At 37.0% G+C, this 23,992-nt stretch carries 18 protein-coding genes and 2 other annotated features; of the genes, 2 read left to right on the top strand and 16 right to left on the bottom strand.

Features of this window, described 5'->3' with window-relative positions:
* Positions 1 to 103: 103 nt before the first annotated feature.
* The 9 genes from IGJ11_RS02995 to IGJ11_RS02955 all read right to left on the bottom strand — a co-directional run bounded on the left by IGJ11_RS02995 (position 104) and on the right by IGJ11_RS02955 (position 11,410).
* The gene (locus IGJ11_RS02995) at positions 104 to 661 is read right to left on the bottom strand and encodes a histidine phosphatase family protein (protein ID WP_010738316.1); all 558 of its coding nucleotides are present in this window, start codon (positions 659 to 661) and stop codon (positions 104 to 106) included.
* A gap of 86 nt (positions 662 to 747) precedes the next feature.
* On the bottom strand, positions 748 to 2,244 hold the full coding sequence (locus tag IGJ11_RS02990; protein WP_207433021.1) for an Lsa family ABC-F type ribosomal protection protein: 1,497 nt from the start codon (positions 2,242 to 2,244) through the stop codon (positions 748 to 750).
* Positions 2,245 to 2,593: 349 nt separating this feature from the next.
* A complete protein-coding gene (locus IGJ11_RS02985) occupies positions 2,594 to 3,715 on the bottom strand; it encodes a glycerate kinase family protein (RefSeq protein WP_053766158.1) in 1,122 nt (373 codons plus the stop codon).
* A gap of 213 nt (positions 3,716 to 3,928) precedes the next feature.
* Entirely contained in the window at positions 3,929 to 5,377 is a 1,449-nt protein-coding gene (locus IGJ11_RS02980) for a hypothetical protein (protein ID WP_034866326.1), read from the bottom strand.
* Positions 5,378 to 5,638: 261 nt separating this feature from the next.
* Positions 5,639 to 6,565 carry a glutaminase A gene (glsA, locus tag IGJ11_RS02975; RefSeq protein WP_034699759.1) on the bottom strand — a complete coding sequence of 309 codons (927 nt, stop codon included), beginning with the start codon at positions 6,563 to 6,565 and terminating at the stop codon, positions 5,639 to 5,641.
* A 22-nt stretch (positions 6,566 to 6,587) separates the two neighbouring features.
* On the bottom strand, positions 6,588 to 8,018 hold the full coding sequence (locus IGJ11_RS02970) for an amino acid permease (RefSeq protein WP_207433020.1): 1,431 nt from the start codon (positions 8,016 to 8,018) through the stop codon (positions 6,588 to 6,590).
* Between the two features lie 29 nt (positions 8,019 to 8,047).
* Positions 8,048 to 9,256 (bottom strand): ammonium transporter, encoded by a 1,209-nt coding sequence (locus tag IGJ11_RS02965; RefSeq protein WP_207433019.1) that lies wholly within the window; start codon positions 9,254 to 9,256, stop codon positions 8,048 to 8,050.
* Between the two features lie 403 nt (positions 9,257 to 9,659).
* Complete coding sequence (locus IGJ11_RS02960; protein WP_010738324.1) at positions 9,660 to 10,253, bottom strand: YczE/YyaS/YitT family protein; 594 nt, start codon at positions 10,251 to 10,253, stop codon at positions 9,660 to 9,662.
* 269 nt (positions 10,254 to 10,522) lie between these two features.
* Positions 10,523 to 11,410, bottom strand: a complete 888-nt coding sequence (locus IGJ11_RS02955; RefSeq protein WP_207433018.1) for an oligosaccharide biosynthesis protein Alg14 — start codon at positions 11,408 to 11,410, stop codon at positions 10,523 to 10,525.
* Positions 11,411 to 11,758: 348 nt separating this feature from the next.
* On the opposite strand from IGJ11_RS02955, the gene IGJ11_RS02950 reads away from it, so the two are divergent.
* On the top strand, positions 11,759 to 13,096 hold the full coding sequence (locus IGJ11_RS02950) for an amino acid permease (RefSeq protein WP_010719900.1): 1,338 nt from the start codon (positions 11,759 to 11,761) through the stop codon (positions 13,094 to 13,096).
* A gap of 131 nt (positions 13,097 to 13,227) precedes the next feature.
* The gene (locus IGJ11_RS02945; RefSeq protein ID WP_034699754.1) at positions 13,228 to 13,671 is read left to right on the top strand and encodes a DUF305 domain-containing protein; all 444 of its coding nucleotides are present in this window, start codon (positions 13,228 to 13,230) and stop codon (positions 13,669 to 13,671) included.
* A 69-nt stretch (positions 13,672 to 13,740) separates the two neighbouring features.
* Here the strand turns inward: IGJ11_RS02945 and nhaC are convergent, their stop codons facing one another.
* From nhaC to mgtA, 7 genes are all read right to left on the bottom strand, one after another.
* Positions 13,741 to 15,153, bottom strand: coding sequence for a Na+/H+ antiporter NhaC (nhaC, locus tag IGJ11_RS02940; protein WP_010738327.1), 1,413 nt, complete (start codon positions 15,151 to 15,153; stop codon positions 13,741 to 13,743).
* Between the two features lie 372 nt (positions 15,154 to 15,525).
* The gene (locus IGJ11_RS02935) at positions 15,526 to 16,761 is read right to left on the bottom strand and encodes a M20 family metallopeptidase (RefSeq protein ID WP_207433017.1); all 1,236 of its coding nucleotides are present in this window, start codon (positions 16,759 to 16,761) and stop codon (positions 15,526 to 15,528) included.
* A gap of 74 nt (positions 16,762 to 16,835) precedes the next feature.
* On the bottom strand, positions 16,836 to 17,672 hold the full coding sequence (locus IGJ11_RS02930) for a MetQ/NlpA family ABC transporter substrate-binding protein (RefSeq protein ID WP_010738329.1): 837 nt from the start codon (positions 17,670 to 17,672) through the stop codon (positions 16,836 to 16,838).
* A gap of 13 nt (positions 17,673 to 17,685) precedes the next feature.
* Positions 17,686 to 18,366 (bottom strand): methionine ABC transporter permease, encoded by a 681-nt coding sequence (locus IGJ11_RS02925; RefSeq protein WP_010719905.1) that lies wholly within the window; start codon positions 18,364 to 18,366, stop codon positions 17,686 to 17,688.
* A gap of 1 nt (position 18,367) precedes the next feature.
* Positions 18,368 to 19,441 (bottom strand): methionine ABC transporter ATP-binding protein, encoded by a 1,074-nt coding sequence (locus tag IGJ11_RS02920; RefSeq protein WP_088744979.1) that lies wholly within the window; start codon positions 19,439 to 19,441, stop codon positions 18,368 to 18,370.
* A gap of 62 nt (positions 19,442 to 19,503) precedes the next feature.
* Positions 19,504 to 19,741, bottom strand: a binding site (T-box leader).
* A 38-nt stretch (positions 19,742 to 19,779) separates the two neighbouring features.
* Positions 19,780 to 20,015, bottom strand: a binding site (T-box leader).
* Positions 20,016 to 20,092: 77 nt separating this feature from the next.
* Complete coding sequence (locus IGJ11_RS02915; RefSeq protein WP_207433015.1) at positions 20,093 to 20,764, bottom strand: HAD family hydrolase; 672 nt, start codon at positions 20,762 to 20,764, stop codon at positions 20,093 to 20,095.
* Positions 20,765 to 21,081: 317 nt separating this feature from the next.
* A complete protein-coding gene (gene mgtA / locus IGJ11_RS02910) occupies positions 21,082 to 23,730 on the bottom strand; it encodes a magnesium-translocating P-type ATPase (protein ID WP_010738332.1) in 2,649 nt (882 codons plus the stop codon).
* Between the last annotated feature and the right edge of the window lie 262 nt (positions 23,731 to 23,992).

Below are 23,992 nucleotides of genomic sequence, written 5' to 3'. Positions count from 1 at the left end.
AAAAACTATTTTTGGATTCTTCCGCTTATCGGTTTCAGAAATCAACTATTTTTTTGATTCATGATACGAATGTTTGACTCCGCTGCTACCCGCCAAAAATGAGTTAAGACTTTATAGTGTTCAGCTCATGTTTACTAGGAAAAGTAACTAATTCCGTATTTTCAACAAAAAAATCAAAGAATGTCTCATTTGGCATAGGATGGAAATAAGCGTTCATGATACGAATCAACGCATTATGACAAACTAATAGGTAGACATTCTCTTCATCAGCAAGACATTCTTCGATCAATGGAACAACTCGAGCATAAACATCTAACACTGATTCACCATTTGGAAAACGCACCGCAAATTCTTGTCGTGCTTCTTGAAAGATTGTTTCATGACTTGGCATCCCGTCGTATTCCCCAAAATCCATTTCGATTAATCGTTCATCTACTTCCATTGGCAAGTGAAGTTTATCGGCAACGGCTTGCGCTGTATCTTTTGCACGTTGTAAAGGGGAATGGATAATCTTCGTGACTGGGATTTGTAATTCTGAAACTTTTTCAGCCAATTTCTCCGCTTGTTTTTGCCCTTTTTCTGTTAACGGGGCATCCGCTCTCCCGCAGACCCGTTCTGCTGCATTCCAAGTTGTCTCGCCATGTCTAGTTACATATAACATTATTCAACGCTCCTTTGTTTGTTCTGGCTCGATTGTAACATAACCAATGAACAAAACAAGTTTCACTACTTATTGATGACAATGAGTTATTTGAGTGAAATGAGTCGATCAGCTATTTTATTTAAGAAGACTTGGTCATGATCCACAACCAACATTGCAGGTTTAAACGATAAAATCAGTTGCTCCAACTGGACTTGATTGAAGACATCTAAATAGTTCAACGGTTCATCCCAAATATATAATTCCGCTTCTTGAGAAAGCGACTTGGCTAGTTCAACTTTTTTGCGTTGCCCCATACTCATCTGTTCAATTCGGTTATGAAAGACTTCTCTTTCCATCCCTAACTTGCGGAGATTATTTAAAAATGTTTGATAATCAACTTTTTGCTTTTCTGCAAATTCACTGAGCGTACCTCGATTATCTTCATAATTCTGACGCACGTAACTGATCGTTAGTTGATTAGGCTTATGGATCGTACCTGCAGTTATTCCATCAAAATCGTCTAAAAGATAATGGATGATCGTAGATTTCCCTATACCGTTTGCCCCTGTCAACGCCACACATTCGTTTTGGTCAATCGTAAAATTAACGGGCGAAAAAAGCAGCTGTTGATACCCCAGTTGTAAATTCTCCACAGTCAGCAATCGTTTATGATGTGTTTTTTTGACATTCATTGTCAAAGGCTCTACATATTCGATATCCTTCAATAATTTTTCTTTTTCCCCGATTTGCGTTTCCATCCGATTCACGATTGCTTTCGAGCGTTTCATCGTTCGAGCGGCATCCGCACCAATTGCACCACGATTCACTCTACGATTTTCGGTATCGATAAACCCAACGCTTTTTTTCGTCTTATCTCCCTCACGAGATCGGGACCACTCTGCTTTTTCTGCTGCAGTTTTCTTCAAGCGCGTGACTTCTTTTTTGATTTTTTCATTTTGGGCAATCTCAAACTCATTTTTTAACTGCTTTTGCTCTTCATATACTGAAAAATCCCCCTGATACAGTTCTAATTGGCTTTTTTCAATGGCTAATACATGATCGACCACTTCATCGATAAATCCGCGATCATGGCTGATCACGATAAATCCTTGATTTTTTTTCTGCAAGTAATTAGCTACTTGTTTTCTTCCGACTAAATCCAAATGATTCGTCGGCTCATCGATCAAAGGAAAATGCTGATCATCAACAAAAAGCAGTGCTAAGAGTACTTTTGTTTTTTCACCACCAGACAGTGTGTGAAATGGTCGCCACAAAATCTCTGGGTCAGTTTCCATTAATTGTAGTTCTCTTTCGATTTCCCAAAGTTCGACATCAGCTATCTCATTCAACGCATCATAAGTAAATTGTGCTTCTTCTCCAATTTCTTGAGGGAAATAGTTAAATTCTTGCTGATGGATAATCTGTCCTTGATAAGGTAGTTTATCTTGTAAAATGTTCAATAATGTCGTTTTTCCACGTCCATTCCGACCGATCAATCCTAATTTCCAAGTGGTATCAAAATTCAATGTAGCTTGATCAAATAAGGGTAGCACTTGATTGTCATAACCAAAAGTTAAATTTTTAATTTCTATCTTCGACATTTATATCCTCCTATAAAAAAGACCAGTCCTATTTTCAGAACTGGTCGCCAAAGAAGGGCTACAAAAAGAGACCCCACCAATGAAAACTCGCCAATTCTGAAAATCTGCCTGCTATTTTTTATTGAGTAAGTGTTTTTCACATTAAATTCTGCGTGAGCAAGCTTCAACGGGCAATCGTTAGACCGTTTCTCTTCACTCAAACATCTTGATTAATGTAATTTATGCACTTTTCTCATTAATAAAATAGCCTTAATGCAGCTTTCAATCATTGACTTAGTTTTTCAATGGCAAGATCCCTCACTTCGTTTTATTTGTCATTAGGTTAACATAATTATTTTTAAACTGTCAACTAAGATAAATCATCTTCCACTAATCGGCTGAGATTATGTGTCATAATCGCTACTTTTTCGAGGGTTTCTTGACGATCTAAGGCTTTTTTCAATTCAATCGGTCCTAGCTGGATACTAAAAACACTTGGCAGAAATTCATCTAATCGTCCAAGATTTTTTTCGCGACTGCCACATAACGCAATAACTTTTTTCCCATGTTTCTTTGCCAGTTTAGCTACACCATATGGTACTTTCCCATTGATCGTCTGCTGATCGATTCGTCCCTCACCTGTGATCACGAGATCTGCTTGTTTGATGGCTTCTTCTAAACCAATCAGTTGAGCAACAAGTGAAAAACCAGAAACCATTTTACCACCGACAAGCAATAACGCTCCACCGATTCCACCAGCAGCCCCACTTCCAGAAACAGCATTTAAATCAATATTAGTCGTTTGTTTTATCTGTTCGGTTAAATTCGTTGCCTGTTTGTCAAGAAATGCTAAAGTTGTTTTTGTACCACCTTTTTGCTTACCGTAAATTTGAGCTGCTCCTTGTGGGCCACTGTAAAAACTTGTCACATCAGCAGCAACTAGCAATTGAACCTTTTTGAATTTCTCACGGCTTTTGCCCCACTCGATTCGTTTCGTCGTCAGCAGTGGATTTCCCTCTGTAGCCCCAACTAACTTGGCTCCTAGCGACTGCAACAGACCTAAGCCACCATCTGAACAGCCACTCCCACCTAATGTGACAATCACCTGATCAACCTCTTGTGTCAAAGCATCTTTCAAAAGTTCTCCCAAGCCAAAGCTAGAAGCTGATCGAATCGTTTGATCAGTTGGCTCCTTTAATAAATCAAGACCGATTACTTCAGTTGATTCAATCACTGCCAGGCGTTTTCCCGCATAAACCGTGAGTAAATATCTGCAACTTACTTTTCGAAAAAGCAGATCTACCCCTTCGATTACCCGCCATTGACCACCTAAAGCATGATAGATTGCCTCTGCTGTTCCTTCTCCTCCATCAGCAATCGGGCGATTGATTTTTTCTCCTTTTTTTGAAAACCAGCCGTTCAAAGCTGCTTGATTTAATTCAAACGATGAGGCACTTCCTTTAAATGAATCAATGGCTGCTAAGATCGTCATTGTCGTTCCTCCTCTGTACGTTGCTCTCATTACTAGTAAGACATGTTTCTCTTTTTTTGACAACCAATACAAGTTGAAAATTTGCAAAAAACAATACTCGGATTGAACTTAGAAACCATTGATGTTGTTTTCTAAAAACAGAAAAGTGACGTTCAAGAATTCACTTCCTTCTTGAACGCCCACTTTCGATTATTGCTATTTGATTCTTGCTGTTTATAAGTGCTTTTTATTTGAAACAACCGACCATGTGGTATTAAGATGCTCATATTTCCTGTTCAAAGAAATTGGTATCACCCTCGTGTTTTCAGTGTCAAATCCACATTGATATACAGTATAATCACAATACACGATTCTGTGCGTAAAATACAAGCATTCATCTGGTAATTCTTCTAACGAATGATAAATCATTGGATTCAGTTCAGTATATTCATTCATTTCGGACATGAGTAGTTCACGATAAAAAATTTGCTTTACAACACTAGGAGCCACAATGAAAATTTCAGTAGGTTGTTCTTCTTTTTCGTCTGTAATCAATGTCATACTTTTGACAAATTTTCTGATCAAGTTGTGATTCCATCTTACTTTTGGATAGTATGTTTCCTTCCAATCATTGAGAATAACTATGATATCCTCATACAGTTTTTTTTCTGCAGTAGTTAATAAATAGATTTGATCAGGGAGAAATACTTGACCATCTGCCCAGATCGTACGAATAAACTGTAAAAATGATTTTTTTAAAATAAAATCATTTTTACAATTTTTGTCAATTCTAGTTACAATTTTTTCGATTAGCTCATGGAGACAAGGCGTGTTTTCAATGAAACTGGTATAAACAACTTCAAAATCTTTTTTCAATAATTCCATATTTTCGTTCGTATAATTTCGTGTGTTAAATAACGAAAAAATATAATACACGTCTTCTTCTTGTATATCTAAATGTTCTTTTTGTTCAGCTAATCCTTGGCTAACAATATGAAATAAAGGCTTTTTTTCAGCTGACTTTTTATCTTCTTCATCAAAATAAAGAGGATATTCTTTACGTCCAATCGCTATTTCAATTCCTCGAACAATCAAAAATCTATCTTCCTCAGAATATCTTCGTTTGAAAAAATGTGTTTCGACAAAATCAATCAATTGGTGACAAGCATCTATTACTTGATGATTTTTATTTTCATACCCTTCCCAATTAATGTATCTCACTAAGGAAAGTAAAAGATTTCGCACGTCAAATTCAGGAATGATAATTTGTTTATTTCTTAAATAGGAATTAGCTTTAAAAAAATCTAAGACTGTCTTTTTGATCGTATAAACTTTACTTAAAGAGATAAACTCAAGATCTGATAATTCCGTACTAGTGAATTGCCCTCTAAAATAATAACTTAAAAATTTTAAAAAATACGATTGTCCATATAAAAACTGTGTTAACTCTGATAATTCAATACCATGTTTAAATATGACTCTATAGATATGCTTTTCTCGCTTAATGTCTTCGATACAATATTCTAAACATTCGGTGATACTTTCAAGATCGTGTAACACAGTAGGCATTGTCACACCTAACATTTTGGCAATATATTCGATATCTATTTCTTGAAATTCAAATAATTGCTCACAAAGATAGACTTTTCTCGAAATATTCCGCTCAATGTAATTTTCCAACATGCCTTTTTCGCTCCTCTAATTTATATATATACTTATTTAAACATATTACTTAAAACCCATTTTTTTTATTTCCTTAAAAGGAAAACGTTTACAAAAACAAAATAAAAAAGTCTGAGCTGGGAAAAAGCTTCTTCCCAGCCCGAACAAACCAATCATTAACTATAAATAAATGACAGTGAAGCATTTTTTGCATCGAGTAAAAAAGATTCAACTAAGGAGGAATCTGTTTTCATCATTCTGCTTAATACTTTCTCGCTAATTTTAGTCAAAAATATCAACATCGAGTTTTTCGACAACATCTTTTAAAAGTTGGATTCCAGCTGCGCTATTACCAAAAGCATCTAATGCTGGGCTGAAAACACCCATGCCATAATAATTAGGAACAGCTACCATTAGGCCCCCACCGACACCACTTTTAGCTGGAACACCGACATGAACAGAAAATTCCCCTGATTCATCGTACAATCCTGCAGTTGTCATAATTGATTTGACAATCGTTGCGCTTTCTTCTGTAATGATTTGTTGTCCACTCCAAGGAGCAATACCTTTATTCGCTAAGACAGCGCCTAACTTGGCAATCCCTTTAGCAGTCACATTTACTGAACATTGTTTAAAATACACATCGAGGATTTCTGATACATCTCCGTCGATCATTTGATTACCTTTCATGTAATAAGCCAAGGAGCGATTAATATCCCCAGTTCTTGATTCAGAACGATAGATTTCTTCGTTCAATGTAATTTGAGGATCATCACAAATTTCTTTCATAAAAGCTAAAATACGATTGAATTTGTCCTCTGGATCTTTTCCGGCAATCAAAGAAGTGGTTGCAATCGCACCAGCATTCACAAATGGATTCATTGGATGATGACGATGATTGAGTTCCATATTCAAAATCGAGTTAAAAGCAAAACCTGTTGGTTCTGTATTGATCGTTTGAAAGACTTTATCGATGCCATTATCTTGGATGGCTAATAATAATACGGGTACTTTTGACATGCTTTCAATCGCAAAACGAACTTGCGAATCACCCGCTTCGATTAATTGATTTTTCTTCAAATCATAAATTGCCATTCCTAATTGTTCCGGATTTACTTGCGCAAGCGCTGGGATATAATCTGCTACATGTCCTGTTTGATAGTAGTGGAAATTTTTCCCAATCAATTGTTCTAATTCTTTGACATCCATTTTAATAACCAGCTTTCAATTTTTATTTATTATTTGCATGTTGAAATTTATGACGACATGCATAAATCGTAAAAGGAATAACTGCAACAATGAGATATGAAATGACTAAAATCGTTTCATAGATTCCATGTTGTCCTGCAGCAATACTTGAAGGTGGTACAAAAGAAATACAAAAAGCAAATAGTGAAGTCAATAATCCTAAACAAGCGACAATGGTTTTGACAACTTTTCCACCTGGCACTTGATAAGCCCGTTCTAATGAATCATCTTTGTAAACTAATTTTAAATAGCCAATAAAAAACATAAAATACAGCATCAAATAGATAACTACTGTTAGTGACATAGCTGCAAGGAAGGATAAATTATTTCCGCCACCACTTAATGTAAAGACAGTTGCCCAAATGGATGCAACGATCCCATTAGCAATCATTAAGTTTGCCGGTACACCATAAGCATTTTCTTTCGCAAAATGTGCAGGTAATAAACCTTCTTCGGCAGCCACATGTAAGGCTTTAGATGGTGAAGTGACCCATGATGCAATTTCTCCAATAACCCCTAAGCACACTAAGATAGCAAGAATTTTTGCAATCCAAGCAAGACTGGGATCAATGTGTCGCAATAAAAATTCAAGAGATTGAATAACCCCTGTATTGAGTGATAATCCTTGTTGAGGAACAGTTGTTGCCACTGTCAATCCACCAAACGTATCCAAAATAATCGCTAATATAACTAATACGAACATCGCTAGTGGATAATTCTTTTTAGGATTTTCCATTTCATTTGCATGACTAGCAGAAGTTTCTACCCCCATATACGCTAAAATAAATGAAACAAAAACGACTAATGTTGGTAATTTTGAAAAATCAGGTATCAATGTTTTCATTGATAGTGACGTTTGTAAGGGTGCGCCAGAAGCCACATAGTGGATACCTAATCCGAATAGAACTAGTGCTGGTAACAAGATCCCTGCAATAAACCCGATCCGAGCAATCAATGAAGTATATTTTGTCCCTCTTAATTGAGACAATAAAATAGCCCAAAAAATAATTAAAAGAATCGCTAATTTCAAAAACTTATTATTTTGGATAGCAGAGATTCCTGTTGCATAAGATAATGCTCCTGTCAGGAAATACAGCATCGTTAAGTAACCAACTGTGATTTCAAACCATTGGAAAAAGATAGCAGCAAATCCAAATCTTTTACCTAGCGTGCGACTTACCCAAGTGTAGACACCGCCTTTTTCCCAGCCTTTAACAGTTGCCATTTCAGCCGCGCATAATGCTACCGGAATAAACCATAACAAACCGCCTAACAACAGGAAGAAAACCAAACTAAAGCCCGATGTCGCAAATGTTGGGTACTCATAAAGTGAAACAACCATTGAGATCGTCATGGCTAAAAAGCCAAAAAATGTTAATTTCTTCGCAGGAATTTTCGCTTTGCTTTCTTGCATGAAACTTCCTCTTTTCTACTATATTTAATTTATTTATTTTCAAAAAACGTGAAATCTAATCCTTCTTCTTGTTCTTCTTTCGTCGTCGTGATGATCGTTAGACACATGATGCTCTTTAAGATACCTGCTGTGAGCGCATAAGCGTATAAGGCAACTAGACAAACACCGATGATTTGAACACCTAATAGGAACCAGCTGTGTGAATCAGAGAGCAAATGAGCATTTGTAGCAAAAAGCCCAATTAAGATGGTTCCAGTAAAACCACCCATGCCATGTACACCCCATACATCAAGTGCATCATCCCAATTTTTCTTCTTACGAAATGCAACAGCATACTGACAAACAATTCCGGCAATGATTCCGATGATGATGGCACTACTTGGATTGATATAGCCTGCACACGGTGTAACTGTTGCAAGTCCAGCGACAGAACCAGTTAAAATGTCGACAAAATCAAAACCATTCCCTCTGATTTTCGCTAAGATCAACCACGTCATCATCGCAAATGCCAACGCAACAAAAGTTGAACCAAAAGCATTGACCGCTTGGTAATCTGCTCGGAGTGCCCCTCCAGCATTAAATCCAAACCAGCCAAACCAAAGAAGACCTGTTCCAATAGCTGCTGCCATCAAACTACTATGTCCTGATCGTTCAGAAGTAGGAATCTTTCTTTGTCCAAGTGTCAAAATACATGCCAGCGAGCCGAACCCTGCAGTCGTATGGATGACAGCACCACCAGCAAAATCTCGGAAGCCTAATTGTGCTAAAAATCCGCCTCCCCATATCCAGTGACAAACAGGGAAATAAATCAGAAGATTCCAAAAAATCAAAAGCAAAACATAACCTTTAAGATTCAATCTTCCAGCAAAGGCCCCCGTCATCAATGGAACGGTGATTACGATGAACATCAATTGATATAAAAAGAACATCAAAAAAGGAATCGTTGCTCCATGTAATAAATTAGGTGCGTTAGAGACATGCTTCATTAAAAAAAAGTCAGCTGGATTACCAATTAGTCCACCGATATCTCTACCGAAAGCTAATCCAAAACCACCAAATATCCACATCAAAGTTGTTATTCCTACTGAAAGAAACGACTGTGCCATAATAGTTGTGATGTTATTTTTCCGTGCCAGCCCGCCATAAAAAAATGCCAAGCCAGGAGTCATCAAGCAAACCATTGCGGTACATAAAATCATAAATGCTGTATCACCTGTATTGATAGGTAAATGATTCATTCGTTTTCACCTCTTTTCTATGGTTTGAGTATAAGAAATTTTAACATCTGTTTTTTGTTTATCTTTTTGCGTTTTGTATCGTCAAATCCGAAATAAACTAAAATATTGGTCTAATTACTTCTTAAAAGTCTTACCTTATTTAATATGTATCCGTTTTTTTAATCACTTTATCTAGCTGTCTGATGGATTTCCAGAGAAAATCCGAACAAAAATAATGCTGTTTTTTGTTTTTTTATTTTGTTATCGTTCAACTTTTTGAACAAAAATAAACTTTCTCTTTATTTTTTTCATTAAACTGAATCATTAGTAAACAAAACAAAAAAGAGTCTGGATATCAATCCGACTCTTTCTATGTAATACATATAAATATGATGTTCGATTTGCACAGAATTGCTTCACACGTTTAAACTCTATTCAATTGCTTTAGTGTTAATCCAAAGATTGGTCCAATCGCTAGTACACATAGAAGTGTTCCGATACCAATAGGGGCACCTAATAATACGCCTACAATGACCATTAGTGCATCTAAACCGATCCGAATAAAAGTTAAACTAAATCCCGTAAATTTAAAAAGCAATTGAGTCAGTGCTTCTAATGCAGCAGATCCTTTGTTTGAAGAAACATATAATCCCGCTCCAACCCCAAATAAAATAGGGGCTAAAAGAACTGCCATGATTGAATAGCCAGTCATGTTAACTGAAAGTTTATTTAGCCATGGTTCAATCTGTCCAATCAGTAATCCCAATCCAAAACCATTGATTAAACTACCGATCCCTAATTCTTTTCGATTGAAGATAGCAACGATTCCTAACACTACTGCATTAAACAACAAACTAGCTACCCAAAAGGGAATATCAATCAACGTCAACATACCTAATAAAAAAACACTGATCGTATCTGCGCCTTTATGTGCAGTGATCAATAATGTGATCGCTAATGCAATCATACTTGTCCCTAAAATCACTTGTATTATTTTTTTTCGTTCTAATCTATTCATTTTTCCTCCATCAAACCAAAAGATCCGCTTGTTGAACAATCAGATATTAAACAAATGACGATACATTTATCATATCTGATACGCCAACTAAACCTATGGAGCCTATTTTACTATTAAATAGGAAGAAATAACTATCAACTATTACGGCTACCACTGAAATAATTAACGTAAAAGTAAGCGATTTATCTGGTATAATGAGAAAATGTTTACATCGTTAAAAGAACGAATGTTTTTCTAAAAATTTCCCCCGCTTTTTCACCCATACATTCTTAATCTTCTTTATGATACTCATATTTTTCAAAGTCTACTTTATCTAGCCATAAGAACCTTTGAGCCCAATTATTGACATCAAAAAAGTTTAAAATGTTCGGATCAACTGGCTGAAAAGGTGAATGCAGGAATTCCGGCAATTCATCCAAATTTCGTTCCTGAAGTAAAAAGATATTTTGAGGATTATAAAAATAGTAGCTTTTAATTGCTTCATTGTCAGTCACTAACTTTTTCTCAAAAAAACTAGATTCAAAAGTTCGTAAAGTGACTCCTTTTTGTCCTGCTCTCATGAGTTCTAAAATTCCTTGTGATTGTGCGGTCAATGCTAAATAATCTGCGTAAGAAAGATAATTCGCCTGCTCATTTCCTCGTGAAGGTAAAATATAATAATTGGTTGTAAGTCCACGCTGTTCAAATTCCTTGCGATAGCTCTCTGCTAGCTCCTTACGACCATTATCAGTGGCACCAAAAAACAAATCAGAAGTGACTTCCACCTGAGGAATCTTCATCTTTTTAGAATAAAATGAACTATTGTGGCGTAATCCAAGTTTTTGCGCCTCTATTCGGTCAAAATGGTATATTTCATCGACGGCCGATTCGTTTTGTGCTTGTTGAAGCATTCTAAAGTGTTCCTCTTCTTTCAAATGATTCCAAAAGTATAAAACGATTTTAGCTGTTGTATAAGGGCGGATCTTCACAGCTATTTCCGTTTCGAATCCATAATCTAAAAAAACGATCAATTCATATTCTTTCAATTTGGGATGGAAAAAATTAAAATACACTGGATCTAATAAATCTTTTCCCGAAATGACATCTAATGAATCAATCGAGGGTAAAAAATACAACGCTTTATCTTTTGCAACCAATAAGATAGGCAATTTTGACATTCTGGTTTCCTCACTTTCCTATGACCATTATGGTTCATTTGATTAATTCAATAGTAACATGAAAATTAGTGATTTTTTGCTATCATAATTTCTTCCCTTAGGAAAAGACAAACAAAACGCTCTCTTATTAGGGTTTGCTCCTACTATCAAGTTTTACGCTTACATAGGAAATTTATGACAAACATATGATGTTTTCATTAAAGTAGAAATTTTTATTTACAGAATTGTTGAAATTGTCAGATAATTTGCTATGATATAAAAAGTTATTTTTCTACTTAATATAGTTATCAATCATTTGACTACGATTGTTTCGTCGTCAATAGTTTAGTCTTAGAAAAGGGGTTGCTTATGGAGAAAACTGAAACAAACAAACTAAAAAAACAACTAAGTTCCAGACACATCACGATGCTAGCACTGGGGGGTGCTATTGGTGCGGGACTATTTAAAGGAAGTGGCGAAGCTATTGGGATTGCCGGTCCTGGTGTCTTGATTGCTTTTTTGATTGGTGGGGCTGTTTTATTCATCGTAATGAATGGTCTTGGTAAATTAGTTTTAGATGACGGGGATACCCAGCATGGATTATCGGGGCTTGTTCGACCTTTTTTAGGTGCCCATTCTGCTGACTTTATCGACTGGGTTTACTATTCATTATGGACGATCAATATTATTGCCGAAGCTGTAGCGGCAGCATCCTTCTTACAATTATGGTTTCCAACGATTCCACCTTGGACCTTTGTCTTAATTCTAGCCGTGTTGACAACGTTGATTAATTTATATTCTGTGCGGTTATTTGCTGAAACTGAGTATTGGTTGGCATTTGCTAAAATCAGCGTAATCATATTGTTGATTATCTTCGGGATATACCTGGTAGGTCATCAAATGTTTGACATTGGGGTCTTTCCTACACTAAACAGTATTACGGATCATGGTGGCTTTGCCCCTCATGGTATGAAAGGAATCGTCAACTCGCTACTCGTAGTTATATATTCTTATGGTGGTTCAGAATTGATTGCGATCACAGTAAGTGAAGCCGACAATCCCAAAAAAGCGATTCCTAAGGCAATTCGTGGAGTAATGGGACGAATCATTTCATTTTATATCATTCCATTGTTCTTGTTGTTAATCATTTTCCCTTGGGATACCTTGGCAAACTCATCTGCTAGCCCATTTGTGATGGTATTTGAAAAAATGCATATTCCATTTGCCGCTGATCTTGTAAACTTTGTGATCATCTTAGCGCTCTTTTCTTCCATCAACTCAGGTGTATATGCTTCTTCACGTTTGCTGTATTTCCGTTTAAAAGACAAAAAAGGTGCAGCAAAAAAACTATCTGTTTTGAATAAACACCATGTTCCACAACGTTCCGTATTATTTTGCGCAAGTGTTTTATATTTAGGCGTTGTTCTTTCTTACTTTGTTGGTGACAAACTATTTGGCTATTTGGCTGGTTCTCTTTCCTACACTGTCTTAGTCATCTGGCTTATGATCAGTATTGCAGCCTTTATCCTTGCATTAAAGAAAGGTTCTCTTTTTGAAAAAGGGGTAAACTTATTAGCAATCGTAGTTTTAGGATTGATCTTTGTGGGAATCTTCTTCACTAATTCAATTGGCGTGACATTATTGACTGCCCTTCTTTACTTGGTGATTTTCTTTAGCTACCGCAAGAAAAATGATATCTTTGCTTAATAGCCCTATAAATAGCTTGAGTTCCTTAAGCTAAAAACAAGCAACTAAGTTGTACCAAACAATTTAGTTGCTTGTTTTTTTGTAAGCTGAGAAGATAAAAGTTGGGGAAAAAATAAAAGGAGTGTTTTTAAATGAAAAAGTATTGGAAATTTTTATTAATGATTGGGGTATCGACCGTCATCATGTTTGGTATGATGTATTTGAATGTCTACTCGATCGATCATCTTTTCTTTAGTCGTACACGGGTGTTCATGGCATTGATGATGGGCGCTGTAATGGCGATCATCATGCTCTTATTTATGTGGAAAATGTATGAGAATAAAACATTGAACAAAATCATTTTAGGGGTAAGTGTCTTAGTATTTGCCGGTTCTTTGTTTATGGTCCGTAGTCAAACAACAGTCAGTGATGTCGCTTGGATGAAAGCCATGATCCCTCATCATTCGATTGCTATTTTAACCAGTAAACGTGCCAATTTGAAAGATCCTGAAGTCAAGAAATTAGCAAACGACATCATCGAAGCGCAAGAAAAAGAAATCGAACAAATGAAGAAGTTGATTGAAGAACAAAAATAAGTATATCGTAAAAAAACGCCCGAAACATTGCTGTTTTGAGCGTTTTTTTGATTCAAATATTCCGAGAGTTTATTCGTTTGTATCGATACCAAGCGTTCCATTCGGCTTTTCGTCTATTTTTTCGATCCCTAATCCAGTAAAGGCGCTAACCATTGAAAAAACTGGTGAGAGTAAACTGAAAAAGACAAATGGTAAGTATGTGAGGGTTGGAATCCCAAAGGTACTAGCTACAAAGCTGCCCGCAATTCCCCAAGGTACAAGGTAATTGATCACTGTGCCACCATCTTCTAACGTTCTACCTAAAACAGTTGGGTCAAACCCAGCTTTCTGGTAAGTCTCTTTGAACGCATTCCCAGGTAAGATAACTGATAAAAATTGTTCTCCAATAAAGAGATTGACACCAATACTTGTCATCAATGTGGTGAAAATCAATTTTGGTGTATTGGTCATTTTCTTAGAAACGACATCCATAACAGTTGAAATCAAACCGAATTCAATGAGTAATCCACCAAGTGATAATGTTAAAATGATCAAAGAAACAGTTGGCATCATACTTTCGATCCCACCACGACTAAGTAATGAATCAATTTGTTGATTGCCAGTAGTTGCAACGAATCCAGATTCAATCACTGTCGCTAAACTACTAAGAGAGGTTTGCGGATTCTGAATAAAGATCATCCCCACCGCCACAGCTATATTTAACAGAATAGTCAAGATAGCTGGTACTTTTTTCCAAGCACATAATAACATTAAGAACAAGGGAATCAACGACCAAAAAGAAATTGTAAAGTTTGCTTCCAGGATATCAGTGACTTCTCGGATAGCCGTTAGACTAGTTTCTCTATTTGTGTGTCCAAGAACCATGAACAAAAAGAAGGAAACGACAAAAGCTGGAACCGTAGACCACATCATATGTTTGATGTGCTTGAATAGATCGGCATCAACGATTGCTGCGGCTAGATTGGTTGACTCTGACAAAGGAGACATTTTATCTCCAAAAACAGCACCTGAAACAATTGATCCCACGACTAACGCTGGATTAATTCCTAATGTCGTACCAATACCGAAAAATGCGATCCCAATCGTTGACATGACAGTAAAAGCACTCCCTACTGCACTACCGACGATAGCACAAACAACAAATACAGAAGGAACAAACCACTTGACACTTATCAATTTAAAACCAATAACCATAAGTGTCGGGATAATTCCTGCTTGGATCCACACCGCAATCAGTGCGCCGACTAATATAAAGATAAAAATCGGAATGATTCCCGGTTTGATTCCATTGATAATTCCTTCATGTAACCACTCTGTTGGGTATCTTTTCACTACAGCGTAAAGCATGATCATTCCAATTGCTGCTAAGATCGTAATGTTTGGTGATAATTTTAATCCGACAACCCCAATTGCTATACTTGCCACAATCACCAATAAGACAAATACAGCTTCTTTAAAACTCGGTTTTCCTTTTTTCTTCATAATCATTCTCCTTTTTTAGTTAATCGAAGTACTAAAAAAGAATAGATATCGAATGACTCCGCCACAATTCATGGGCATTTCCCCCTCTAATCAAACAAAAAGAACTATTTTCAACTAAGGACGAATGACTCCGCGGTACCACCTTAATTAAAAACAGTTCTGTTTTTCACTTTGATTTAACTATTTAGTTTTTATTCCTTTTCATGTAATTCGACATTTCGGCTTGATCGGTTCGCAGCTACCACCGACTTTCTGAACAAAACACCTGAAACGCTACTATGTGAAAAGTTGACTTTCATGAAGTTTACCTTCTGCGAGATTTTTTGTCAATACAAAATGACTATTTTTTTCAAATCATAAATCATTATTTATTTAAAAAGTCGAACCAGTTAACTGACTTTTTTCTAAAAGTTGTTGGTGTTCTTCCTGAATCTTTGTCAATAAAGCTGGTTGTTCGAATAAATCTAAAGCGGTAGCCGCTAATAGTTCTGCTGCAATGGCGATCGATGCCAACCCTTTTTCACTTTTTGCGGCTGCTTTAAACTCTTCCGAATGTCCAGCGATATACTCATCTGAAATCGAAATAGTTGGTTGAATCGTCGGAATCACTTGACTGACATTCCCTACATCAGAGGACCCTAAGCTGGTCTTTTCTGTTACATCGATTTCCGTTTCTGGAACTCCAGCTGCTTTTGCATGTGTAAAAAACAACTCATCGAAAGAAGGTGTCGGAATCATATGATCTACCGCATTTTGAAACAAACCAAATTCATAGCTTGTGCCCGTACTCAATGCAGCCCCTTTCACGATTTGTTCCACTTTTTTAAAGACTATATCTAATGTTTGTCGATTGCCAGCACGTAAATAAAAACGTCCTGCAGCATATTCAGGGATGACGTTAGCAGCAACTCCGCCGTTAGTGATGATCCCATGGATATTGACATCTTTAGGTAATTGTAAGCGTAGTGCGTTGATACCATTAAAAACTTGGATCAGTGCTTCTAGTGCGTTAACTCCCTTTTCGGGTGCTGCAGCAGCGTGAGAAGCAACTCCATAAAATTTGATATCAACTGGATCATTAGCTAGCGATTCGGTTGTTTTTCCGTAACGGTAAGCTGGATGAGCACATAAAGCAGCCGCCACATCGTCAAATAATCCCTCACGAACAAAGCTCCCTTTCGCTGAACCATTCTCTCCTCCTTCTTCCCCTGGTGTTCCATACACTCGGATCTCACCACCAATTTCGTCAATTTGTTTCTTAATGATACTCGCGGCTAATACAGAATACGTTCCAAAAAGATTATGTCCACACGCATGTCCAATTCCAGGAAGTGCATCAAATTCAGCTAAAAATGCAATCGTCGGACCTGGCTTATCTGAGCGATAGCTAGCAGCAAATCCTGTACGGTGTCCAGCGACCTCCTTTTCAACTGTAAAGCCTTCTTTTTCTAATTGGCGAATCAAAGCAGCAGATGAATAAAATTCGTAATTGCTCACTTCTGGATGTTGATGGATATCCAAGGCAAGTGCTTGATATTCTGGTAATCTTTCTTGGATCGCTTTTTTCAATAAACTGGATCGATTCGTTGAAATAGTTGATGTAGTCATAAAAAAATTCCTCCTTGTATGCTGGCTTCAGATAAAAATTTCTAGTTCATTTGAGCTGTACTTTCTGATGATGCTCATTTACGACCAAAGGTTTTCCATGCTGGAACACTCGAACCTTTTGACGTTTCTTCAATGACTTTAGCAGTTGCTTCAGTTTGATAAGTATCAACGATTTTTTGATACGTACGGTTTGTTTCATCTTCTTTTCGGGCAACAATGATGTTGACATAAGGGCGGGCACGATCATCCACTGGTTCTAAGAAAATTGCATCTTTCGTTGGTGTGAACCCTGCATCGACTGCTACCCCACTATTGATGACCGAAAGACTCACATCGTTTAGCGCACGTGCTGTTTGCGAAGCATCCAATTCTGTGAGCTTAAGTTTTTTATCGTTTTCTGTCACATCAGAAATCGTCGGAGTCTGTCCCTTCGATGGATCAACTTTGATCAGCCCCGCTGATTGAAGAAGAAGTAAAGCGCGTCCCCCATTGGTTACATCATTAGGGATGGCTACTTTTGCACCTTCTTTTACTTCCTCAATCTTTTTGATCGTATTGGAATAGATTCCTAATGGGGCATTTACGGTGTTTCCGATTGAAACTAGATTTGTGCCATGTTCTTCATTATAGTTATCTAAAAAGAACTGGTGTTGAAAGGCATTCAAATCAATTGAGCCATCAGCTAAGGCCGCATTTGGTTGATTATAATCGGTAAACTTTACATATTCTAATTCAATATTCTCCTTTTTTAGACGTGCTTTTACATCGTCCCAAACATCTGTATCTTCACCAATCACCCCTAATTTGACAGTTGTTTCTTTTGTTTTTGTATCTGCCTTTCCTTGACTACAGCCTGCCAGCCAAAATAATGCGACGAATGTCACTACAGCAAATCGAATCACTTTTTTCATTTTTTCTCCTCCATTAATGTGATATTTTTTTAATTAAAAAATTACTGATAAATTGACTTAAAAACACCAATGCCAAAATCAATAATGTCGCAACAACCGTTACGTCTGTTTGAAATCGATTATAGCCCCGAGAAATAGCTAAATTTCCTAAACCACCAGCTCCTACAGCACCTGCCATTGCGGTTAAGCCAATAACATTGATGATCGTTAAAGCTGAGACACGAATGATACTAGGTAGTCCTTCCAGTAAATAAACACGAAAAATGATACCCAATGGACTCGTTCCCATTGCTTGTGCAGCTTCGATAACACCGGGATCAACTTCAAGCAAGGCATTTTCGATTTGTCGAGCAAAAAAAGGAACGATGCCGACAATCAAAGGAACTAGTGCTGCCGTTGCTCCAATTGTTGTTCCGACAATAAAACGAGTCGTCAATGCAAGTAAAGAGAGTAAAATGATAAATGGAATGGATCGTACGATATTGATCACCTTATCAAAAAGTTCAAAACATAAGCGGTTTTCAATTAATCCTTTAGGGCGGGTAACGACTAAAACCACCCCTAATATAATGCCCAAGATTCCCCCAATCAAAGCAGACCAGAAAGTCATATATAGTGTTTGCTTTGTCGCTTCAATGAATTCATCTGGGATCAAATAAACATTTGGCAGATAGCTTTTGAGCCATTCGTTCATCTTAAACGCCTCCTTCAACGAGTTTGATTCTTTCTTGTGTTTCATGTTTTTGTAAGAGATTGACTTTGATACCTAATTGGATCAAATAATCTAGAGCTTTTTGTTTTTGAATGCTATCTCCCGCTAAAGTTACCACCAAGCTACCTATCGGTGTTTCTTGCAGCCATTCGATATTGCCATAAAGAATGTTTGCTGTTACTTGGTATTTGCTATACAACTGGGCAATCAATGGTTCATTCGTTTGGCTCCCCACATAACTCAGTTCAACTAGCCATTTATCCGTAAGCTCTTCTGCAAAGCCTTGCTGTCCAGTAATCTTTTCCAATGCTTGATCTAAGTGAGTCGCTGTACGTATAAAATCTTTCGTTAGTTCTTCTTTTGGATGACTAAAAATTTGAACACTACTTCCACTTTCGATGATTCGTCCAGCTTCCATCACCGCCACTTTATTACAAATTTCTTTCACTACTTGCATTTCGTGGGTGATCAAGACGATCGTTAATCCTAATTGGCGATTTAATTTTTTGAGCAGCGCTAGAATTTGATGAGTCGTTTTTGGGTCAAGGGCACTCGTCGCTTCATCACAAAGCAATATTTTGGGATCATTTGCTAAAGCTCTCGCAATCGCTACTCGTTGTTTCTGTCCTCCAGATAATTGGTTGGGATAGGCAGAAGCTTTTTCCTTCAATCCTACTAAATCCAGTAAGTCACTTACTTTCTGACGACGTTCCTGTTTTGATTTCCCAGTATACTTTAAGGAGAAATCAACGTTGTCAAAAATTGTGCGACTTTCCATTAAGTTGAAATGTTGAAAAATCATACCAATCGTTTTCCGTTCTTTTCTTAATTCTTTTGGTGTGAGATCACTTAAATTCGTCTGCTGAATGATTACTTCCCCCTTCGTTGGTTTCTGTAAGAAATTCATCACACGAACAAGCGTGCTTTTCCCTGCCCCAGAGTAGCCCACAATGCCATAGATATCTCCTTGGGACACCGATAAATTCACTTCATTGACAGCTGGGATGTCTTTACCTTTTTGCTCAAAATGGACACTGATGTTTTTTAACTCAATCATTCGTTCTCCTCCTTGTTGTATAATAAAAAAGGCATCCTCAAGAAAATGAACTCAATCATTTCCTTGAGGACGCCCTTTTGCGTGTTACCACCTCATATTCAAGCCACATTCACATGTCGCTCCTCTTCAAGTACAAACATACTCTAGCGAGATACCGGTCGCAGCCGTTACCGCCTCACAAAATGCTTGGGGTAAAATGCTCAGTAGCCATTTTCCAATCGTTCCTCTTTGCTTCTTCTCAGCTCCCGAAGCTCTCTGTTAAAAGATTTCCAACTGTACTTACTACATCATTGCAAAAAAATATATAAAAAAATCCTCTTACCAACAAAAAATGTTAGTAAAAGGACGACGAATCGTGGTACCACCTTTATTCGGAAGTTTCCTTCCCTCTAGCCAACGTCTCATTCCTGAGAGATTGGGGTTCAGTTTAACGGTTGAACGACGACCGAATTTATCTACTTATCGACAAATTATTCTCCAAGGCCATTTTCAACTTTGCGGATTTGACTCTTTTCACCAAACAGAGCCTCTCTAAGAAATCGTTCAAGTTTACTTTCCTTATCAACGAATATACTTATTTAGTTGTTGCGAATAATTTACCGTACTCATAATTAAAAGTCAAGGAAGAAGTTTACAAAAAAAATGATTGAATTATTTTGTTGTTTTTTTATCTAACATTTCAATAACAGTTCGTAAGTCGTTTCCTTCAGCAAGTAAATTTAATTTTTCTTTTTCTTCTGCTGTATAATTTCGTTCAAAACTAGTATCTGGAATTAAAACAATGCCTATCCCAGCTCGGGAAGCAGAAGTAGCTCCAACTAAAGAATCTTCCACTGCAAATGCTTCTGAAGCAACTAATTTTGTTCTTTCTAAAGCGGTCAAGTAAGGAACAGGTGAAGGCTTGTTTTCACTTACTTCATCACCGAATGTCATCGTATCAAAATAATTAGCCAAATCAAATTGGGCTAAGATATCAGTCGCTCTTTTAGTAACTGTCGTTGTCGCTAATCCAAGTCGTAAGTCTCGTTTTTTTAATTCGGCTAAAACTTCTTTCGCATAGGGTTTTAATTGTATCCCACCGTTATGAAGCTGTTGATAAAAATATTCTTCACGCTTGGCACGAACTTCTTGAACTTTTTCAGGGCTTCCAGCTGCTTTCACTAAAATGTCAAAACTTTGCTTCCAGTTTTTACCTCCCCAAGCATCTACTACTTCTTTGGGAATCGCTAAATCATACTGTTGGAATCCCCATAACCAACCATCACGATAAGTTTTCTCCGTGTCAACTAATAGTCCATCTAAATCAAATATTGCGCCTTTCATTTTTCACTATTCCTTTCAGAAAACAATATCCATAGTTTAGCATGTTTCATTGTTATTTGCACAGAACGAATCATATTTTCCTTTCATAATAAAATGAAAGGTGTAGAAAAAAATGAGTCCGAGGCACTTTTGAAGTGCCCCGAACTCATGATTAGAGGTGAGAACGGACGGGTAAACGGTGTTCATTCATCAACTCCTTGCAATAAGCCTGAATTTTTCAAAACATGAGAAGCTGTTTCAAAAAATTCTTTCTTATTGTCTTCGGAGCTACCCGATGACTTCACAACCTCTTTTTCACGGTGTTCATTCATCAACCATTACAATAGTTCACCAAATTTTTTAATATAGAATTTTTTGACCATTGTCACTAATGTCAAGTAAGCTAAAATCGTTACGACTAACCAAGTCCAGTAAGTTCCTGGTAACGGCATCAAACCTAGTTCTGCACCAAAGCCTGTAAATGGCAGAATCGAACCTACAACGATTCCTAATGTCGTAATCGTAAACATCGCAAATGTCGCATTGCTTTGGATAAATGGAATCTTTGGTGTCCGTAGTGCGTGTAGGACTAATGTTTGTGACCATAATGATTCAACGAACCAACCTGCATGGAACAACGCAATAAATACGATCTTTTGTTGTGCATCTAATGTATGGAAATCTCCACCTACAACTGCTGGACAAATGATAAAGTACATCAATAAGTAGGTAGTGATATCAAAAATCGAACTCGTAGGTCCAAAATACACCATAAATTTCCCAATGCTTGATGCTTCCCATTTTTTAGGCTCATGTAAGTATTCTTTATCCATTTTATCCCATGGAAGTGAGATACAAGACACATCATAAATCAAATTCAAAAAGAGAATTTGCAATGGCAACATTGGTAAGAATGGTAAGAATGTGCTAGCAACTAAGACAGAGAACATATTCCCAAAGTTTGAACTTGCAGTTGCCTTGATGTATTTCATGATGTTCCCAAATGTTTCTCGACCAGATAAAAGACCTCTTTCTAAAATCGTTAAATCTTTTTCTAGTAAGATCACATCGGCTGATTCTTTTGCGATATCTACTGCTGTATCAACCGAAATACCGATATCCGCTACTTTCATTGCCGGTGCATCATTGATACCATCACCTAAAAAGCCCACGGTATGGCCATTTTGACGTAAAGCTGTCGTTAAACGAGCCTTTTGTTGAGGATTCAATTTAACAAATACTTCATGATTTTCAGCAACTTGTGCTAATTCGCGATCATCCATTTCTGAAATCTTTTCGCCAGTGATCAATTCATTAATTTCCAGACCCACTTGACGACAAACCGAACGAGTGACTAATTCATTATCACCAGTTAAGACTTTGACTGCGACACCATGATCTTTCAATGCTTTTAGTGCTTGTTTCGTTGTTTCTTTTGGAGGATCAAGGAAAGCAAGGTATCCAATCAATACCATATCTGACTCATCTTTCACTGAAAATTCGCCAACTACGCTTGGGTTTGTTTTTTGGGCCACTCCGATTACACGTAGACCATCTTCATTTAAATCTCTCACTTTTGCAAGAACTGATTCTCTTTTTTCATTGGTTAATGGACTAACGATCCCATCAATGTCGATGTAATTAGAGATACTCAACATCTCTTCGATCGCACCTTTGGTAATCATTTGTGTTTTACCTGCGGTGTCCTCTACAACGACACTCATCCGACGACGTTCAAAGTCAAATGGAATTTCATCCACTTTGCGGTAATTGATTTTATCGGTTGCTAACGTTTGTTTGGCTTCATCAATAATTGCTACATCCAACAGATTTTTTAAACCTGTTTGATAGTAACTATTTAAATACGCATGGCGTAAAACACGATCATCTTCTTTACCAGAACAATCCATGTGGTATTCTAAAATGATTTTATCTTGAGTCAATGTCCCAGTTTTATCCGTACATAACACGTCGATCGCACCAAAGTTTTGGATCGCATTCAAATTTTTGATGACCGTTCCTTTTTTCGCCATCACACTAGCGCCTTTAACTAAGTTCGTAGTAACAATCATTGGTAACATTTCAGGTGTAAGACCGACTGCTACAGATAAACCGAATAGAAAAGCTTCTAGCCAATCCCCTTTAGTCAACCCATTGATAACGATAACTGTTGGTGCCATTAAAGCCATGAATTTGATCAATAACATGGATGTTTTATGAATACCAATTTCAAAGCTTGATTTGATCGGTTTTTCAGAGAGCGTTTGAGCCACATGTCCAAATAATGTTTCATTACCAACAGATACAATAATACCTTCAGCACTCCCGCTGATAACGTTACTTCCCATAAAAGCCAAATTTTCATAACTAGTTTCACTCAAAGTCTCATCATCGTAAACAATCGCTTGCTTTTCGACAGGGTAACTTTCACCAGTTAAGGCAGCTTGTGAAATAAATAAATCTTTAGCTGACAACAGACGCATATCTGCAGGAATCATATCACCTGCTGATAATCGAACAAGGTCTCCACAAACGATTTCTTCCATTGGAATCTCAGTATAATCACCGTTACGTTTAACTGCTGCGGTTACTTTTACCAATGATTTTAATTTTTCTGCGGCTTGGTTAGAGCGAACAGATTGAACCAACGTCATCGTTCCACTGACGATGACCATCGTAAAGATGATAATTACTCCAAATAAATCTTTATCCCCAGGAGCGGCTAACACGTATTCTGTGATAAATGAAATCACTCCGAGTGCAATCAATACCAAGGTGAATGGTGTAATATAAGCTTTTAAAGCTTCTACAATAAAGGGTGTTTTCTTCCCATAAGAGATTGAATTTTCACCATATTTTTCTCTTGATTCTTCAATTTGTTCGTCTTTCATTCCTTGATCAGTCGAATGAAAGAAGTTCAATAATTCTTGTTTTGTCTTTCCTGCAAATGCAGCATACATTTTTTGTGTATCTCTCTTTTTTTCCATCTCATTTTTCTCCTTAGACCCAGTAAATATAAGCAACACTTATTTAAGCTGGGTTATTTTTAGTTAGTTGAGTAATGGAGAAAATGCTGTATTTAAAGGGGCTGAAAACAGATAGATAATAGCCTCAGCCAGCAATTTCTCTCGCATTATTTTCTTCGCAGGACTGTCATCCATTTGTTCTCATCTCCTTTAACTTGATAGAATTGTTCTTGTTTCTCTTTCGTTTTAAAAGCATCAACTTCCCAACGAAACCACCTCCATT

This window comes from Enterococcus sp. DIV0691, from assembly GCF_051711145.1.
Classification (GTDB): domain Bacteria; phylum Bacillota; class Bacilli; order Lactobacillales; family Enterococcaceae; genus Enterococcus_B; species Enterococcus_B hirae.
The sequence above is the reverse complement of the archived record's forward strand: the minus strand, read 5'-3'. Positions and strand labels throughout refer to the sequence as shown.